The organism is Daejeonella sp. (assembly GCF_049655485.1).
GTDB lineage: Bacteria > Bacteroidota > Bacteroidia > Sphingobacteriales > Sphingobacteriaceae > Daejeonella.
In genome coordinates this window covers 43,130-59,962 of sequence record NZ_JBASJU010000247.1, presented here as the reverse complement: position 1 = coordinate 59,962, position 16,833 = coordinate 43,130, and the positions used below count along the sequence as shown (strand labels likewise).

Here is a 16,833-nt window from a genome sequence, read left to right as displayed (position 1 = left end):
TTAAAGATTAGGAGGTGCAATGAAAGTTGTTTTTGCTTTGGTGATCACTTTACCCCCTGATATGATTCCCAATGTTAATCCTGATTTGTACTTGTCAACATGTTGTTGTGGCCGTATCAGGAAAAAAGTGAGTTTGACACTTTCACCCCGCCCCAATTTGTTCGCTTTATTAATGTATTCTATCGTGGTTTGATTATCCGGCATTTGAATGCTGAAATCAATCGGACCGGAAGTTTTGTTTATCAATTCAGCATTGTAAAGATTACTTACCGTGCCGTTTTCACGCAGCTGATAAATAGTTCCGCCCGCTCGCAATACATTGACAGCGATATCAGATCGTCCTATCAAGAGCGTAGTAAGGGTGCCGAATAGCAGAAACAAGATCACCGAATACGCATAAGCCCTTCTGCTAAATTTGAAGGTTTGGGTCCTGCTTATTTCTTCTTCCGACTTGAAGCCGATCAACCGCAGGGGACGATGAGTCTTTTCCATGACCATGTCGCATGCATCGATACATAATGTACAGTTTATACATTCCATTTGTGTACCCTGCCGGATGTCAATCCCTGTTGGGCAAACCTGAACACATAATCCACAATCCACACAATCCCCAAGCACGTTTTCTGCGTTTTTCCGCACGTGTCCGCGAGGTTCTCCCCGTCCATAGTCATAGGCTACAACAAGGGTTTCCCTGTCGAGAAGCACACCCTGCAGACGGCCGTAGGGACATATTACAGTGCAAACAAGCTCGCGGAGCCTGGCAAATACCAGGTAAAAGACAGCAGTGAAAATGCAAATTGCAAGGAAACCGGAGATGTGCTGGCTAACTGGTTCTGTAATGATTTTGATCAGTTGATCTGAGCCAATGATATATGCTAAGAAAATGTTGGCAATCAGAAAGGAGATTATAATAAAGATGCTGTGTTTTATAGTTTTCTTCAAGATCTTTCCTGCCGAAAGGGGAGCGGCATTAAGTTCAATTTGCTGACGTGCATCACCTTCGATCCAGTATTCGATTTTTCTGAAAACCATTTCCATAAAAATGGTTTGAGGGCAAGCCCATCCGCACCATACACGGCCGAAAACGGCCGTAAAAAGCACAATAAAGACAATGAAACTTAGTAAGGCAAATACGAACAGGTAAAAGTCCTGGGGCATAAACAGGACCCCAAAAATGACAAATTTCCGTTCAAGAATATTCAGAAGTACCAGTTGTTCACCATTAAAGCGAATGAAAGGTGTCGCGAATAGAGTGATTAGCAGCAAATAACTGATCAGATTTCTATAGTGATATAGTTTACCCTTGATCAATTTCGGGTAAATCCACACCCTTTTATTAGATGACGTATTTGCTGCTTTTAGAATATTCCCCTCCATCATGATGCAGATCAGCCTTCTTTATTACCTTGAGGAGCTTTTCCGTTGGGTGGATTTGTTCCCTTGAGCGAAAGTATATAATTAGACAAATCAGAGATCTGTTTTGGTGTGAGCATCTTTTCCCAGGAGATCATTCCCTTTTCAGGCACTCCATATTTGATGGTTTTGAAGATGCTGCCTACAGTGCCTCCATGGATCCAGTATGGATCCGTTAAATTGGGACCAACGGAACCCTGGCCTTTATCTCCATGGCATGCCACGCAATTTGCAGTATAGACCGACTTCCCGGCATCGATAGTACCCGCTTCTGTACTTACCTTTACCGATGATTCATCTATGTTATTAGCCGAGGAAGCCAGGAAAATTTTCCGCTCCTCTTGCGCCGCAACCATCTCAATTTCGTATTCTTCCTCCTGCATCAATCCATAATCCAGCACGTGAAAATACACCATGTACACAAGTGCGAAAGCTATTGTACCGTAGAAAAGCCACATGAACCATGCAGGGGTAGGGTTGTCTAGTTCAGAAATTCCATCAAATTGATGCTCCATCAGAATATCTTTCTCTTCCGACAAGGGTTTAAGGCCCAGTATTTTTGTCCAAATTCCCGGAGTTTCGGGTTTTCCATTTTTCCACTCTGTATATTCTTTAGCCTGGATGGATTCTGGAATCACATAGGGCTGAGGATGAAGCATTTCCTGTGCAATAACCCTGAATGCTTTTAGCATAGACAGGGCCGCCATCAAGATGATAAGCGCTGTGACGATGAAAACTATTATGAGTATTTCCGTGTATATATTTCCTGATGCAGTGCTCTGGTTTATAACGGGAGCCTGACCCTGCGCCAGTGCAACTATGGGTAGGACTAAAATTAGGCAAAGGAGTAATCGTCTTTTCATTAGATTAAGTGTTGGTACTCTTGGTTTCTTAATAATTACCTTCGCGAATGCCGGCCGTTTCTACAACATCAGCATCTTCATCATCTTTAAGAGGTAAATTGCTCATGTATTCTACATGTCTTTTATTCATACGGAATAACATGATGGCTACCAGAAGGAAAAAGATAAGGAAGAGCCAAAGAGAAGTGATCAGATATATCCGGCTATCGGCGAAGTTTTGGATGAATTGCTTAAACATATTGTGAATTTTAAGTGATAAGTTTTAAGTAGTATGCTTTAGTTATACGTTATACGTTTTACGTAGAACGTTTACGTCTGGTACGCTAGACGTAGAACGTACAACGTATTACTTAATGTCTGTTCCCAGCCTCTGCAAATAAGCAATCAACGCGATGATTTCACGATCATCTTTAACTTTGATATTATCTTTTACCAGTGATTCACTTATCGCGCGCGCTTGTATATTTAGGTCATTGTTCGCTATTTTCTCATAGTTTTCAGCATAAGGGACACCAAGAGTCCTCATTGCATTAATTTTAGAGGTAGTAGTAGTGGTATCCAGCTTTTGGTCTATTAACCAGGGATATGAGGGCATTATACTTCCTGGCGACATCGTAGTTGGATCAAGCATATGATTAAAATGCCAGGCATTGGAGTATTTTCCTCCCTGACGATGTAAATCTGGCCCGGTCCGTTTAGAACCCCAAAGAAAGGGATGATCGTACACGAATTCTCCAGCCTTACTATATTCCCCATATCTTTCAGTTTCAGAGCGGAAAGGCCTCACCATTTGTGAATGGCAACCCACACAGCCTTCCCTGATATAGATATCCCTGCCCTGGAGCTCCAGTGGTGAGTAGGGTTTTACGCTTGCGATAGTCGGAACATTTGAGGAAATGATGAATGTAGGCATCATCTCAACCATCCCGCCGATAAGTATTACAATCACCGACAAGACCATGAAAGCCATTGGCTTGCGTTCCAGATTACGGTGCCATGTTTTTTCACTTGCGTGAGGTACAAAAACAGGGTCTAAGGAAACAGCTTCGGCAGGCTCATTTGCAAGCAGCGCTCCTTTTTTCATGGTTTTAACGAGGTTATAGGTCATAACAATAACTCCGGTCAGGTACATCGTGCCTCCTACCGCCCGGAAAATGTACATGGGAATAATCTCCATTGTAGTCTGGAGAAACGATGGGTATTTTAAAAGGCCCTCTGGTGTAAATTCCTTGAGCATAAGCCCTTGAGCAAATCCAGCAAGATAAATCGGCACGGCATAGAAAAGAATCCCTAAAGTTCCGATCCAGAAATGGAAGCCGATCAATTTTTTGGAGAAGATTTCTGTCTGATACAATCTTGGAACCAACCAGTAGAGAATGGCAAATGTTAAAAAACCATTCCATCCAAGTGCACCGACGTGGACGTGTGCCACTATCCAATCCGTAAAGTGGGCAATGGCGTTGACTTGCTTTAATGAAAGCAATGGGCCCTCAAAAGTGGCCATGCCGTATGCAGTGATACCCACAACCATGAATTTCAGAATAGCATCATCTCGAACCTTATCCCATGCTCCGCGGAGTGTTAGCAATCCATTGATCATACCGCCCCAGCTGGGAGCGATCAGCATGATGGAAAAGGCGACGCCAAGTGACTGTGCCCATCCTGGCAGCGAGGAGTAGAGAAGGTGATGCGGGCCTGCCCATATATATATGAAAATCAGTGACCAAAAGTGCAGGATACTAAGCTTATAGGAATATACTGGTCTGTTAGCCATTTTGGGAAGGAAATAGTACATCATGCCCAGGTAAGGAGTAGTAAGGAAAAATGCGACCGCATTGTGTCCGTACCACCATTGGACCAGCGCATCCTGAACCCCGGCATATAGATAATAGCTTTTAAAAGCCGAGATAGGCAATTGGAATGAGTTTACAATATGCAGAACCGCAACGGTTACGAACGTCGCTATATAGAACCATATAGCTACATACATATGACGTTCCCTTCGTTTGATAATAGTGCCGAACATGTTTACACCGAATACTACCCAGATTATAGTTATCGCTATATCAATAGGCCATTCAAGCTCAGCATATTCATGTGATGTGGTATATCCCAAAGGCAGGGTAATAGCCGCTGCAACAATAATCAGTTGCCATCCCCAGAAATGGATCTTACTGAGTACATCGCTAAACATTCTCGCTTTAAGCAGGCGCTGCAATGAGTAATAAACACCCATAAAAATGCCATTACCTACGAAGGCGAAAATTACCGCATTGGTGTGTAAGGGCCGGATCCGGCCATAAGTGGTGTATTGATTGCCGAGGTTTGCGTCGGGTGTAAAAAGTTGAAAAGCGACAAGCAGTCCTACGGTCATACCAATGATTCCCCATAGCACTGTTGCTATACCAAAGTTCCTAACGGTCGTGTTATCGTACTGAAATTTTTCGAGCTGCATATTAAATTATCGTGTTTTGATCTGGGGGTAAAATTATCATGAGGCTTATAATTGAGAAGTGATCGAGGTTAATAGAAAATGTGATGTTCATCATTAATCTTTCGATTTTCCGTTTTCCTCCGGTTTGTCATCGTCAAAAAGAATTCTCATTGCCGGGGTTTCCATGTCATCATTCTGACCATCTTTCATTGACCAGAAAAAGGCGTACAAGAAAAGTAGGGCTATAAGGATACTGCAAGCGATAAGGAAATAGAGAATATTCATTTTGAGTACGGATTTTTTTTGGGGAAAACATCAGATTGTACCTGAAGAAAGGGTTGGATTTTGATCTCAAGGGATTTAGGGATGATGTTCATGACAAATTGTTGGTTTTCGCATGGTAACGTGTACTTATAGAGGCAAAAGTTAATATGGTGATAGTGCTTAATGGCATAAGTACTGCTGCCGTTAATGGTGATAAATTCCCCTGAACGGCAAAGTAAACCCCAATAAGATTATAAGACCCTGCGATCAGAAAGCTCAATTTGATGGTTTTTACTCCGTCCTTGGCCAGCTTGATAAATGAGGGGAGCAGTACGAGAGACTTGCCGCTCATAATAGCATCACAAGCTGGACTAAAATTATTGGTATTATCGGTAACTGCGACTCCCAGATCGCTCTCTTTCAAGGCACCAGCATCATTTAGCCCATCGCCAAGCATCATTACACTTTTTCTCCTGGACTGCAGGTCCTTGATATACTGCAGCTTGCTATGCGGAGATTGGCGAAAGCTCATTTGCTCAGGTTTAGGAAACATTGCCGCTAAATTCTTTTTCTCCCCAGTGTTATCTCCGGAAAGCAAATGCAAATCAAAATTTACAGAAAGCGTGTCGAAAAGTGTTTTTAGTCCTGGTCTCCATCCTTGCTTTATTCTAAAATATCCTTTAGGGATTCTATCTATTTCGAAATGTACGCTGGCGGAATCTGTAGAATTGTTTCCTGAAATATTTCTTTGATCTGCGCTGCCCAGTTTAACGGCCCGATTGTTTATTGTTCCGGTTAATCCCTCCCCGGGAATTTCACGGAATTCATCAACGGGATAGTATTTCTCAAACCCCGACCATCTGATAATTTCGCGGCTGAGCGGATGCATCGAATTTCTGGCCAATGATGCAGCCAGCAACTTTTCATCATCTGAGATAGTAGAGGAAAACGTAAATTCAGGTTCTTCCGGTGAAGTTATTGTACCCGTTTTATCAAATACAATAGTGTCTATTCTAGCTAATTGTTCAACGGCATTGGTACTTTTAAGATAAAAATGATTTCTATCGAAAATGGCTAGAATAGCCGATAAAGTAAATGGCGTACTTAGGGCAAGCACACAAGGACATGCTACAATTAAGACAGCGGTAAAGGCATTCCAGGCTTTATCCGTGTTTGAAGAAACTACCCAAAAGCTCGCTGCTGAAAGAGCAATTGTAAGAGTGACAATGCTGAAGTATTTAGCAATAGTATCATTAAAATTTTTATTGTCGTCTTCTTTCTTCTTAAAAGTATCGTTATTCCAAAGAGAGGTAAGATAACTTTGCGACACTGGCTTGATTACTTCCATTTCAATTGCTTCCCCGATCTGTCTGCCGCCGGCATAGACAATTTCACCCAGTACCTTAGGGACGGGAGCAGATTCACCTGTCACGAAACTGAAATCGGCTAATGCATTACCTTTCATTAAAATAGCATCGGCCGGGATAATCTCATTATTCCGGATTAGCATCCTGTCGCCTAACTTTAGTTCTTCGATTGCCACAGGTTTTTCCTGCCCGTTTCGTATCACGGTAACGGCAATGGGAAAATAGGACCGGTAGTCGCGTTTGAAGGAGAGATGATAATATGTGCGTTGTTTAACCCATCTGCCGCAAAGAAGCAGGAATACAAGTCCGGTTAGTGTATCAGTAAAACCCGGTCCTGTTGACGTGATTATTTCAAAGGCAGAACGTAAAAACAGAACAGCAATGATCAATGCGAGAGGAGCGTCCAAATTGATCATTTTGTGTTTTAGGCTGGACCAGGCAGAGGTGAAAAATTCTTTACCACAATAGAAGGTTACGGGTATAGAGAACGCCAGGTTCAGCCATCCAAATAGTGAACGGAATTGCTGTTCGAAAGAAGCGAGGCCCAGGTATTCCGGAAAACTGAGTAACATCACATTTCCCATGCAAAAACCCGCTACTCCAATTTTTTTGATAAGTTCATGATTCACGGAATGCTGCTTCTCCTTAACTACATCCTGAATACTGATTAAGGGCTCATATCCGATGGAAGTCATCAGTTCCACTAGCTCCCGAAGCGATATTTTCTGGTGGCGGAAGCAAATCGATGCTTGTTTTTTAAGGAAATCTATACGTGAGTATGCCACACCTGGATTTAGCTTATGCAAATGTTCCAGCAGCCATATACAAGAACTGCAATGAATGGCGGGAATGTAGAAGGTTACGCTGGTTATCTTATCGTCTGAATAATCTATAAGCTTTGATGCGATACCAGGCTCGTCCAGATATTCCAGGTGCTTTTGCGAAATTATCTGTTTTTGGCCTGGGCTGTCATTATATGCATAATAACTGCACATATCAGTAGATGACAACACCAGGTATACACTTTGACAACCCATGCAGCAGAATTTTTTCTCATCAATGTGGTATTTTTCCTGGCCGACTTCCGTTCCACAATGGTAGCATTTTTCTGAAGCTAAGGTGTGTTTATTCATGTTCCCTAATTTTTGTAAAGAATGGAATATCCGCCGATAGAATCAGTGACTCCGCTTATTACAGATAATGATCTGGATCACTTTTTTGGGCAAAAAATGTAAGGAAGATCATTGTTTTTTTATGGCAATTATGGCCAGAATCATATTTTACCAGGCTATGTATGCTGTCCTTTGTATCACAGAAATCTTAATTTATATACATATGGAATCTCTAGATATATTAGACGTTACCGTCATTGAGCCAAGTTTTAAACATCCGAAAATATTCGAGAAATTTGACTCATTATCCTCAAATGAAGCATTTATAATTGACAATGATCACGACCCCAAGCCCCTGTATTACCAGTTAATAGGTGAAAGGGGAAGTGTGTTCACCTGGGAATACCTTGAAAATGGACCTGAGCGTTGGAAAGTTAAAATCGCAAAGCTTGGCGATCAAGCCTCCTCAGAAACAATAGGAGAAATGGTGGTCAAAGATTACAGAAAGGCGCAAGTCTTTAAAAAACTAGGCATTGATTTTTGCTGTGGCGGTAAAAATACTGTGGAAGAAGTCTGCAAGACTAAAGGCCTTGACCTGGAGAGCGTGAAATCAGAACTTGATGCAGTTAGTAAGGAGGAAGAGCAGAACGGAAATGATTTCGACAAATGGAAACTGGACTTTTTGGCGGATTATATTGTCAACACCCATCATGAGTATGTGAGAACAAATGTTCCATTTATCACAGAACTGGCAAACAAAGTGGCATCAGTTCACGGCAAACAACACACGGAGCTTGTCCGGGTCGCTGAAATTTTCAATCGTCTGGGGAAGGATTTAAGCCTTCACCTGGTGAAAGAGGAGAATATCGTGTTCCCTTTTATCAAAACATTGCTGCTTGATGAGCAATCGGGTACGAAAACGCCCGCTGCCGCTTTCGACAGCATACAAACGCCAACGCAAATGATGGAAGTTGAGCACGAGCAGGCCGGAGAGGATATGGCTGAAATTCGGAGCTTAACAAGCGATTATATACTGCCGGCAGACGCATGTACATCTTATACTGTATTGTTTAAAAAGCTCCAGCAATTTGAAAATGATCTTTTCAATCACGTCCATCTGGAAAATAATATTTTGTTTCCAAAGGCGATTGCATTGGAGAAGAGGCTTAGAGGATAACCTTTGTTGAGATTTGGAGCAATCCTCATAGTGTAAAAAGAAAAATTAGCATGATGCCTAGTTTTAACCGCAGAGGACGCAGAGTTCTCGCAAAGGGCCCAAAGTTTGGCAATAGTGGTTTTGTCAGACCTTTGCGTCCTCTGTGCCTGCCGGTAGGCGGGTTGACTTGCCCTTTGCGTTAAATAGGCGTTTTGCAAATCAAACAACAAGCTTTCCGGCCATCAGGCAGGTGTAATATCGGATGGTCCACAGAATGAAACATGAAATCATCGATGATTAACGCCAAAACCCGCATTTCTGAGCTCATAAAAGCCAACCCTTTAGTTATCGATAGCCTTGTGGAGCTGAATCCCAATTTCAGCAAGCTCAGGAATCCGATATTACGTAGTCTTTTGGCCCGACGGGTTAGTATTTCAGATGCCTGCGCAATCGCAGGTTGTAAATTCAGCGATTTTATGGATAAGATGACATTAATTGGTTTTACCACCGATAGGGAAGTTGATTTATCAGTTGCTAAAGATCATGGCAATATTACAGCTGCAAACACCACCGGCGGGTTTAAGGTTGTTGAACTTGATGTAAGGCCCGTAATTGCTTCAGGATCTGACCCGCTTGAATTAATCCTCAAATCAAGTAAATCCCTAAAAGACAATGAGTGTTTAAAGATCATCAACACCTTTGAGCCAGTACCATTAATTAATCTGCTCAGTAAGCAGGGGTTTCGATCCTGGTCTGAACGGGCGGAAAAGGATCTGGTTTACACCTGGTTTGTCAAAGATGAAGTAAACCATGTAATTCCGAAACACCCAACAGCAAAAGACAATTTGTTATTTAACGGGTCGGAGTTCGAGCGCATGCTTGATTTCTTCGGTCCGCCGAGAACGAGGACGATTGACGTTACTGGTTTGGAAATGCCACAACCCATGATCAGCATCCTCGAGAACCTTTCAAGATTGGGAAAAGATGAAGCCCTTTTCGTTTACCATAAAAAACTGCCTGTCAATCTTTTACCCGAACTCGAGGAACGGGGATTTAAGTATTTTATCAAAAACTGCCCCGATGGTAAGGTAAATATGCTCATCTGCAAGGTATGAATTCTACTGCTGTTCAAAATCCACTTTTATACAGGATCGTTGTTACACATTACCTCATTTCAGCGTTTTGTTTTGTAAGCCTGGCAATCATGCTACTCTTTGCTGCGTCTAATTTAACGGGCCATTATTTTCATCCGCAATTGCTGGCAATCACACATATGGCTGCCTTAGGCTGGGGAACTCTGGTTATATTTGGAGCAGTATACCAGTTGCTTCCTGTTATTCTGGAAACCGATTTATATAGTTATAAAGCTGCCTGGCTGAGCCTGTTATTATTTACCAGCGGACTCGTATTATTAGTATATTCATTCTGGAATTTTGAGCCGGGTATTTATATGCAAATTGGCAGCCTGCTGCTCTTAGCGGGCATGAGCCTGTTTGCAACTAATGTCTTTCTAACAGCTAAACAAAATCGCGACGACATTCATCAGGAATTTATTATTACTGCCTGTATCTGGCTGGTGGCAACTGCTTTCCTGGGAACTCTTTTGGTATTTAACTTTCGTTATGCCTTTTTTCAAAAAGACCATCTTCTCTTTTTGAAACTACATGCACATATGGGTTTGGCAGGTTGGTTTTTGATGCTCATTACCGGTGTGAGCTCCAAATTAATCCCCATGGTCCTGGTATCTAAGCAGCAAAAGCCTGCCTTGCTATCGTGGAGCTTTTATCTGATAAATGGCGGCTTGTTATTTTTTTTGATTGATACCTACTTTTCAGAGCTTAATTTTAAAACTTATGTCGCGGCTTCGATCACTCTTTCTGGAATTGCGTGTTGGCTTACTTTTATTGCGGGCTGCTTCCGCTCCCGCATGCGTAAAAAGGTTGATCTCTCCATCTGGCATAGTTTGGTGTCGTTTATCCTGTTGGGTACTGCTATTTTTACCTTGCCTTTCATTGTGTTCTATCATATAAAGTCAAGCCCGGTTGCCGTGAATTACACTTTGCTGTACGGCTCGCTGCTTTTTATGGGATGGATAAGTTCCCTTATCCTTGGTCAGACTTTTAAAACTTTACCTTTTATTGTATGGCTTAAGCATTACCAGCATCTTGCCGGTAAAGGCGCCATTCCAATGCCTGCTGAGATATTTAAGGACAAATTACTTAAAATACAATTTGGGTTGTACCTGATTTTTATCTTGATATTTTATGCCGGCATATTTTATAAATCAGCTCTACTAATCAACGCTGGTTTGGGATGTTTTTTAGCGGTATCTCTTGTATATCTATCGAATGTTTTAATTGTGATTTTTCATCAACCAGACAAAAAACTGTATGAGTAATTTTGATAATACAGATGAGCTGGAAGTTTCCCGCGCCCAGGTAATTGAGGCCTTGGCTATGATTATCGATCCCGAACTAGGGATCAATATCGTTGATATGGGTCTTCTTTACTTTGCAGAAATCGACGGGCAGGGAAAGAACATATTTGTTGAAATGACACTTTCTTCCCGGGGTTGTCCAATGGGTGCTGCAATCCTCGGCGGATCGGAAACGATTCTGAAATCATATTTTCCAGGATACATTATAGATGTCAAACTGGTATGGGAACCAGCGTGGACGCCTGATTTTATCTCTGAAGAAGGCAGACGGTTTTTGGAATAAAAACTTGTCCTGATGGGCGAGAAGCGGCAAGTTTAGAATCATTAATTTGTGTGATTAGGGTCATAAATTAAGTGTGATTAAAAAGATATTTTGTATAAGAATTATATTAAACTAAAAAGAAAATGAAAAAAGTATTTAAGTTATCGTTTATTATCTGCTCTTGTGTGATTTTAAGCTGCAATACTGCGTCAGATCAAGCTCAGTCACAGGAAGCACCCTCAAACCTGACAGGACAGTCTGGTGTTAAAGACGACTTGTCGCAGAAAAATGTAGTGCAGGTCGCTGTCGCCAGTCCGGATCATACTACGCTTGTGAAAGCAGTTCAGGCTGCTGAACTCGTGGATGCCCTTAGTAATGCAGGTCCATTTACGGTGTTTGCGCCAACCAATGCAGCGTTTGATAAATTACCCGCTGGTACTGTTGAAGGCCTGCTTGCTCCTGAAAAGAAAGAGGATCTTGCAGATATTCTACAGTATCACGTGTCGCTGGGGGTATTTAAAGCGGAAAACCTAACCGATGGACAAGTAATTGGGCAGGTAAATGGCGGTAATATCACGGTCAGCAAAAAAGATGGGAAGATTATGTTGAATGGAACGGCTACACTTGTTGCGTCAGTACCTGCATCAAATGGAATGGTGCATGTAATTGACGGGGTGGTGCTGCCGCCAAAGTAAAAGAGATTTCTTCGAGACCTAATAATTTTTTAGACCGTATCCGTTCAACCCTTTCAGGGTTGGGGTCCAGCGGGGCTCTCATACCACAGGCTTTCGCCTGTGGTTATTAATATTCAAGCCCTTCGGGCTAGCACGGAAACCGTCTTAACGATGCTGAGGATTCAAGCCTGAAAGGCTTGAATAACAATAACCACGGATGAAATCCGTGGCTAAGAAGGAATGTAATCGGAATATCAAGCCTGAAGGGCTTGAATAATAGTGACTACCTTTTATTCGCCAATACCTTCTCCCGAAGAATGGCAGAGATACTAAGCGCCCTTTCTTTTGCCATCTTAGCTTTGGCGCCTTCAAATAATTCGTCAACGGTGAGGAGGAAGAGTTTGTCCCAGCGCCTGAAATGTCCCTCGGTCAAGGGTGTTAAATGATGTATATTCCTGTGGAGGTGCATTGGATTTCCTTCGTACGATCCTGTACGGAGGATAATATTTTCCCAGAAATCATACATCACTGGCAGGTGGTATGTAAAATTAATCGCCGCTAAATCTTTAAAAATAAAAGACAATAGTTTGTCCTTCAACACCTTGTCGTAAAAGGTATCTACCAATAATACGATTTCCGCCCTGCTTTTGATATCCGGTTTCAATTTAATGTTGTGATAATAACACTCTTATTTTGTCTAACACACCATCGTTGCAGCTTTCCTGAATTAGGGGGAATATCTGACGCTCTTCTTTACGAATATGAGTTTCTAAAGTCTTTCCAAGGTGGTCGTTAGATTCCAGGAAGTTGGTTTCATGGGCTAATTGTTCAAATAGGTTTCTTATCTCCACATGTTCGCTGACCATCTCTTCCATCAGTATATCCAGTTCCGGGCTAATGCCTTTCACTATAGGGATGAGGGATTCTTCCTGAATGAAATGCGTTAATAGTTTATCCTGAAAAAAGTTCAGAGCATATTGTGCCTTTTCGGCTGGCTCATTTGGCAGTCCCTTGTAAGGCGGTGTCGTCTTCTGTAAAAGCCGGGCGAGTATAAGGGCCTCGTGATGTTCGTGCGAGAGGGGAATTAATGAAGCATGTCGTTTCATATCTACAGGTCTTTTGATTTAAATTTTCGGGTTGAATACCATACGGGTAAGGCTATCCACATCAGCAAAACTGTGCATGAAAACAGCAGGCCGGGATAGGTGCCGAAGAAATCCTTAAAGACTGCTCCTGTATAGCCCATCATGGCAGATACATCGAGCTGCAGCAAAATTAATATTCGGGTAAGGTCAATCGGATTAAGCGCGCTTATGCCGATCATTGGCTTTTCAAGAGGATAGTCAGAGAATTGAAATAGGAGGAATAACACCAGTCCGTCGAAAAGTAGTGAAAAATATAGCCAAATCATGATTGCAGCGCCTATTCCCTTGGCTTTATCTCTGGTTTTTACTGTTGCCAACAGTGCTATGGCAACGAAGATTATACTGAGCGCTAAGCCAGACATTATCATTGTAAGGCCAATTATATTGGCCTGATAGATCAGTATAGGGATTCCGGCTCCGATAAAAAAAGCGAATGAAAGCGACGAGGCGAGCCCGGCGAAAATACTTAGCCAAATTGATTTCCTGTTTAGCGGCTGACTTACAAGCAATTCAATAAATTCAGAAGAGTTATAAATATAGATGGTTGAAAAAATCACGGAGACCAGTGGAACAACAATCAGGATAATATTAAGCAAACTTAGCAAGCCCTTGCTATTGTTATCTTCCAGGCTAAATACTGTTAAAGATGATGCAAGCAGAAACAAGGTATAAACGATAACGATCTTGTTTCTCAGGATATCAGTTATCACATATTTAATTATCTTATTCATAATTCATAGCCATTACTTGTGCAATAGATTTTACCAACCGTTCTTCTCCTGTATCGTGGCGCAGTTCTTCGATACTTTTATGGAAAACCAGATTCCCATCCTGCATATAGATCACCCGGCTTACCAGGTCGTCGAGGTCGCTGAGTATGTGAGAAGTGATCAGCACGAGTTTCCCCTTCATCTTCTCAGCAATAATTTTTTGCTTAAACAGCTCCGATGCTACAGGGTCGAGGCCTGCTGTTGGTTCATCAAGGATTAAAACTGCCGGATTGAAAAGAAATGCAAGGGCCGCACTCATTTTTTGAGTAGTGCCTCCGGAAAGGGTACGCATGCGCTTGTCCATCAACCTGTCGATTGAGAAGCTCCGGATAAGGTCCTCATCCAGCGCGGTTTTTTTATTGCGGATATCTTTCATCATATCCAATATCTGGCCGATCGTCATATTGTCCGGATATTTTCCGATTTGCGGCATGTATCCGATTTCTTCACGATATTGCCAGTTGCCAGCAATATTTTTCCCCTTAAAAGTAATTGTTCCGCTGTCAGGCAGGACCATTCCAAGAATAGATTTGATCAGGGTAGTCTTTCCACTGCCATTAGGTCCAATTAATGCGATGCATTCGCCCCGATCGCAGGTCGTCGAGACGTTGTTCAAAGCTGTTAACTTACCGAAATGCTTGCTTATGTTATTTATGCTGATCATGATAGATGCGCAGGTGTGTTAATTAAAATGCCCTGTTCATTAAGGGTTCGTTGTCCCTTAAGTTTTCAGGTGTGAGGCTTGGCAGTATTTTTTCTGTCTTATCTAATAAGGTGGTGATGAAAGTCCTGAACAGGATCATAGCAGCAGGAAACTTTTCTACGATCATGGAGAACATGCTTACAGGCCTGAAAGGGATGTCGCCGATCTTATCTTTATTAAGATCATACCCTTCGTATTTATCCCAGTAATTGTTTTTAAAAGTGTTCAGTACGAGGGAGCCGTTTGTACCGACGTCGAAAGTATTACCGATAAAGTTGTTCCTCTCCAGGACCACATCCATACAACTAGCCTGAATTTTTAGTGCCCATCCATTATCTTTAAACGTATTCTTAGTCATATGAATCCTGGTTGCGCCTTCCATGTAAATGGCGCTGGTGTTTTTGGTAAAAAAATTGCCCTCCATTACTCCGTCTGAGATCTCCTTGAGCAATATACCATAGGCAGCATCACCCCAGTTTTCTTCAAAATAATTATTTAACATTTTTATCCTCTTTGAGTACATAACCGATACTCCTGAGCCATTATTCCTAAAAACATTACTCGCATACATGTCGTCGTTAGAAAACATAAAATGTAATCCATAGCGCATATTATTCACTGCGTGGTTTTTTAAGATTACCGAGTTTTTTACAAACTCGAAATATATTCCATCCCTGTGGCCGCTGATTCTATTTCCGATAATACTAAGACTGTCACCCTTCCAGCAATGTATCCCATTCCCGCTTTGTTGTTCTTCTAAGCTGGTTGCAGTGAGCTTGTTGTTTATAATTGTGCATTTAGACCCGTTCTGAATATATATTCCGAAAAAGGTATCCTCAAGCACATTATTTGTGATAATGACATTATCGCTATTATAAACTTTAATTCCACTGAGGTCATTTAAGCTTGAAACACCTGAATGTATTATCTTGAATCCCTCTACAATTACTCCGCTGACATAAACCGAAATGATTTCGTACTTGTTTTCACCGTCGAGAATCGGATATCCTATACCCGTAAAAACTATCCTTTTTCTGATAGCCAGATTTCTCTCGCGGTAATGTCCGGCATCTACAGCAAGGGTATCGCCATCTGCTACAACTTTAAGCCCGGCCTGCACACTTTTATAAGTTCTTTTTGCTCCTACGCGTATAGTTTTCGCCGACGCGTCCAGATAAATAAACAAAAGTACAGCGAGAAAGAGATATCTCATTTTTGCATTTCCTCCCAGGTTGTTGTGTTTCCGTAAAAAGAAAGTACTGCCTTTTCAAGCGTGTCTTTACTCGTAAATGCTGCAATGTTGCCGTTCATCGGACTTTTCAGTGCCGGACTTTGTAAGAAAAAAGCCTTGTCGGCTTCAACAAGCGGATGTGGTTTGTTGAAATCGACAAAATAAACTTTCGCGATATCTTCCTTTTCGACTTTTTTCTCATTTAAGAATGCTTTTATGCAATGAGAATCATCGAATTTATAGACCTTGCTCTTCTTTGTGATAATCTCTGCACCGAATCTTGCGTCACTTATTGTCATTTTGCAGAATTCGCAGTTATCTTTACCCAGCACTAACGCCTGGGGTTCCGTGCTGCAAGAAGTTAGTATTAAGATTAAACCAACAGCAACAGCGGCGCGACTTTGCTTGGTAAGCCGATTGGTTTTTATTGCTTTCCATTCTTTAATAACTAAAAACAGTACGACAGCACCAACACCGATAAATATCCATCCCCCTACATCAGGAATTGAGTATGCGCCGAAGTTTAAAAGCTGTTTAAAGCCAATCAGGGGGGGCTGGTAAGCCATACCGGGAACAATAATAGCAGCATTTGGATCGAGATTATGGCCATACTCATATTCCCATCGCCAAAAGTCGACCATGGCGAGTACACCAAAGCTCACAAATAAAAAGAACACCGCATTCATCAGTTTTCTTGACGCCACGATTGCTGATAGAATAAATAATCCTGCGAAAAACGATATAATCCAGGGAAGCACTTTAAATTCGATAAAATCATCCGTATGAAGTGTTTTCATACCGATATAATGATTAAGACCGTTGATGATGTCCACATTACCGGCTAACTTATTTGCGTATATCGAAAGATACAGGCCTTCGGGGTATTGCGGCGCTGTGAGTTCTATTCTCCAGATTGGGGCAAACAATACTACTAATAAACCCAAGCCGCATACTGTGAGAATTATTCTGGTGGGATTACTTATTTTGTTAGTCATATAGGTG

General features: G+C 41.8%; 17 protein-coding genes. 5 read left to right on the top strand and 12 right to left on the bottom strand.

The window, feature by feature from the left end:
* From ccoG to WBJ10_RS10520, 6 genes are all read right to left on the bottom strand, one after another.
* Nucleotides 1-1,380, bottom strand: a complete 1,380-nt coding sequence (ccoG, locus tag WBJ10_RS10545; protein ID WP_424290063.1) for a cytochrome c oxidase accessory protein CcoG — start codon at nt 1,378-1,380, stop codon at nt 1-3.
* 8 nt (nt 1,381-1,388) lie between these two features.
* Complete coding sequence (locus WBJ10_RS10540; protein WP_424290061.1) at nt 1,389-2,276, bottom strand: cbb3-type cytochrome c oxidase N-terminal domain-containing protein; 888 nt, start codon at nt 2,274-2,276, stop codon at nt 1,389-1,391.
* Between the two features lie 28 nt (nt 2,277-2,304).
* Complete coding sequence (locus WBJ10_RS10535; RefSeq protein ID WP_424290059.1) at nt 2,305-2,514, bottom strand: hypothetical protein; 210 nt, start codon at nt 2,512-2,514, stop codon at nt 2,305-2,307.
* Between the two features lie 108 nt (nt 2,515-2,622).
* Complete coding sequence (gene ccoN / locus WBJ10_RS10530; protein WP_424290057.1) at nt 2,623-4,731, bottom strand: cytochrome-c oxidase, cbb3-type subunit I; 2,109 nt, start codon at nt 4,729-4,731, stop codon at nt 2,623-2,625.
* 93 nt (nt 4,732-4,824) lie between these two features.
* The gene (gene ccoS / locus WBJ10_RS10525; RefSeq protein ID WP_424290055.1) at nt 4,825-4,995 is read right to left on the bottom strand and encodes a cbb3-type cytochrome oxidase assembly protein CcoS; all 171 of its coding nucleotides are present in this window, start codon (nt 4,993-4,995) and stop codon (nt 4,825-4,827) included.
* An 88-nt stretch (nt 4,996-5,083) separates the two neighbouring features.
* The gene (locus WBJ10_RS10520) at nt 5,084-7,474 is read right to left on the bottom strand and encodes a heavy metal translocating P-type ATPase (RefSeq protein WP_424290053.1); all 2,391 of its coding nucleotides are present in this window, start codon (nt 7,472-7,474) and stop codon (nt 5,084-5,086) included.
* Nucleotides 7,475-7,676: 202 nt separating this feature from the next.
* Here WBJ10_RS10520 and ric point away from each other — a divergent pair, with 202 nt between their 5' ends.
* From ric to WBJ10_RS10495, 5 genes are all read left to right on the top strand, one after another.
* Complete coding sequence (gene ric / locus WBJ10_RS10515) at nt 7,677-8,630, top strand: iron-sulfur cluster repair di-iron protein (RefSeq protein ID WP_424290051.1); 954 nt, start codon at nt 7,677-7,679, stop codon at nt 8,628-8,630.
* A gap of 260 nt (nt 8,631-8,890) precedes the next feature.
* Complete coding sequence (locus WBJ10_RS10510) at nt 8,891-9,724, top strand: DUF2249 domain-containing protein (RefSeq protein ID WP_424290049.1); 834 nt, start codon at nt 8,891-8,893, stop codon at nt 9,722-9,724.
* Nucleotides 9,721-11,007 carry a hypothetical protein gene (locus WBJ10_RS10505; protein WP_424290047.1) on the top strand — a complete coding sequence of 429 codons (1,287 nt, stop codon included), beginning with the start codon at nt 9,721-9,723 and terminating at the stop codon, nt 11,005-11,007. The genes WBJ10_RS10510 and WBJ10_RS10505 overlap by 4 nt, the downstream gene beginning before the upstream one ends.
* The gene (locus tag WBJ10_RS10500; RefSeq protein ID WP_424290045.1) at nt 11,000-11,329 is read left to right on the top strand and encodes a metal-sulfur cluster assembly factor; all 330 of its coding nucleotides are present in this window, start codon (nt 11,000-11,002) and stop codon (nt 11,327-11,329) included. The genes WBJ10_RS10505 and WBJ10_RS10500 overlap by 8 nt, the downstream gene beginning before the upstream one ends.
* Before the next feature lie 122 nt (nt 11,330-11,451).
* Nucleotides 11,452-12,003, top strand: coding sequence for a fasciclin domain-containing protein (locus tag WBJ10_RS10495; protein WP_424290043.1), 552 nt, complete (start codon nt 11,452-11,454; stop codon nt 12,001-12,003).
* A gap of 262 nt (nt 12,004-12,265) precedes the next feature.
* Here the strand turns inward: WBJ10_RS10495 and WBJ10_RS10490 are convergent, their stop codons facing one another.
* From WBJ10_RS10490 to WBJ10_RS10465, 6 genes are read right to left on the bottom strand one after another with little or no spacing between them, the layout of a single operon-like run.
* A complete protein-coding gene (locus WBJ10_RS10490) occupies nt 12,266-12,646 on the bottom strand; it encodes a group III truncated hemoglobin (protein WP_424290041.1) in 381 nt (126 codons plus the stop codon).
* Nucleotide 12,647: 1 nt separating this feature from the next.
* Nucleotides 12,648-13,088 carry a hemerythrin domain-containing protein gene (locus WBJ10_RS10485; protein ID WP_424290039.1) on the bottom strand — a complete coding sequence of 147 codons (441 nt, stop codon included), beginning with the start codon at nt 13,086-13,088 and terminating at the stop codon, nt 12,648-12,650.
* A gap of 2 nt (nt 13,089-13,090) precedes the next feature.
* Entirely contained in the window at nt 13,091-13,858 is a 768-nt protein-coding gene (locus WBJ10_RS10480) for an ABC transporter permease (RefSeq protein ID WP_424290037.1), read from the bottom strand.
* Nucleotides 13,851-14,561: an ABC transporter ATP-binding protein gene (locus tag WBJ10_RS10475; protein WP_424290035.1), complete on the bottom strand. Its 711-nt coding sequence runs from the start codon at nt 14,559-14,561 to the stop codon at nt 13,851-13,853. The genes WBJ10_RS10480 and WBJ10_RS10475 overlap by 8 nt, the downstream gene beginning before the upstream one ends.
* A gap of 22 nt (nt 14,562-14,583) precedes the next feature.
* Complete coding sequence (gene nosD / locus WBJ10_RS10470; RefSeq protein WP_424290033.1) at nt 14,584-15,813, bottom strand: nitrous oxide reductase family maturation protein NosD; 1,230 nt, start codon at nt 15,811-15,813, stop codon at nt 14,584-14,586.
* Nucleotides 15,810-16,826 (bottom strand): nitrous oxide reductase accessory protein NosL, encoded by a 1,017-nt coding sequence (locus WBJ10_RS10465; protein WP_424290031.1) that lies wholly within the window; start codon nt 16,824-16,826, stop codon nt 15,810-15,812. Before WBJ10_RS10465 ends, nosD begins: the two co-directional genes overlap by 4 nt.
* Between the last annotated feature and the right edge of the window lie 7 nt (nt 16,827-16,833).

Excerpts from the sequence above, each read along its gene's own strand:
- ccoN (WP_424290057.1), bottom strand. The coding sequence starts at position 4,731 with ATGCAGCTCGAAAAATTTCAGTACGATAACACGACCGTTAGGAACTTT.
- WBJ10_RS10535 (WP_424290059.1), bottom strand. The coding sequence starts at position 2,514 with ATGTTTAAGCAATTCATCCAAAACTTCGCCGATAGCCGGATATATCTG.
- WBJ10_RS10465 (WP_424290031.1), bottom strand. The coding sequence starts at position 16,826 with ATGACTAACAAAATAAGTAATCCCACCAGAATAATTCTCACAGTATGC.
- WBJ10_RS10485 (WP_424290039.1), bottom strand. The coding sequence starts at position 13,088 with ATGAAACGACATGCTTCATTAATTCCCCTCTCGCACGAACATCACGAG.
- WBJ10_RS10480 (WP_424290037.1), bottom strand. The coding sequence starts at position 13,858 with ATGAATAAGATAATTAAATATGTGATAACTGATATCCTGAGAAACAAG.
- WBJ10_RS10475 (WP_424290035.1), bottom strand. The coding sequence starts at position 14,561 with ATGATCAGCATAAATAACATAAGCAAGCATTTCGGTAAGTTAACAGCT.
- WBJ10_RS10505 (WP_424290047.1), top strand. The coding sequence starts at position 9,721 with ATGAATTCTACTGCTGTTCAAAATCCACTTTTATACAGGATCGTTGTT.
- WBJ10_RS10520 (WP_424290053.1), bottom strand. The coding sequence starts at position 7,474 with ATGAATAAACACACCTTAGCTTCAGAAAAATGCTACCATTGTGGAACG.
- WBJ10_RS10510 (WP_424290049.1), top strand. The coding sequence starts at position 8,891 with ATGAAATCATCGATGATTAACGCCAAAACCCGCATTTCTGAGCTCATA.
- nosD (WP_424290033.1), bottom strand. The coding sequence starts at position 15,813 with ATGAGATATCTCTTTCTCGCTGTACTTTTGTTTATTTATCTGGACGCG.
- ccoG (WP_424290063.1), bottom strand. The coding sequence starts at position 1,380 with ATGATGGAGGGGAATATTCTAAAAGCAGCAAATACGTCATCTAATAAA.
- WBJ10_RS10495 (WP_424290043.1), top strand. The coding sequence starts at position 11,452 with ATGAAAAAAGTATTTAAGTTATCGTTTATTATCTGCTCTTGTGTGATT.
- WBJ10_RS10500 (WP_424290045.1), top strand. The coding sequence starts at position 11,000 with ATGAGTAATTTTGATAATACAGATGAGCTGGAAGTTTCCCGCGCCCAG.
- ric (WP_424290051.1), top strand. The coding sequence starts at position 7,677 with ATGGAATCTCTAGATATATTAGACGTTACCGTCATTGAGCCAAGTTTT.
- WBJ10_RS10540 (WP_424290061.1), bottom strand. The coding sequence starts at position 2,276 with ATGAAAAGACGATTACTCCTTTGCCTAATTTTAGTCCTACCCATAGTT.
- ccoS (WP_424290055.1), bottom strand. The coding sequence starts at position 4,995 with ATGAATATTCTCTATTTCCTTATCGCTTGCAGTATCCTTATAGCCCTA.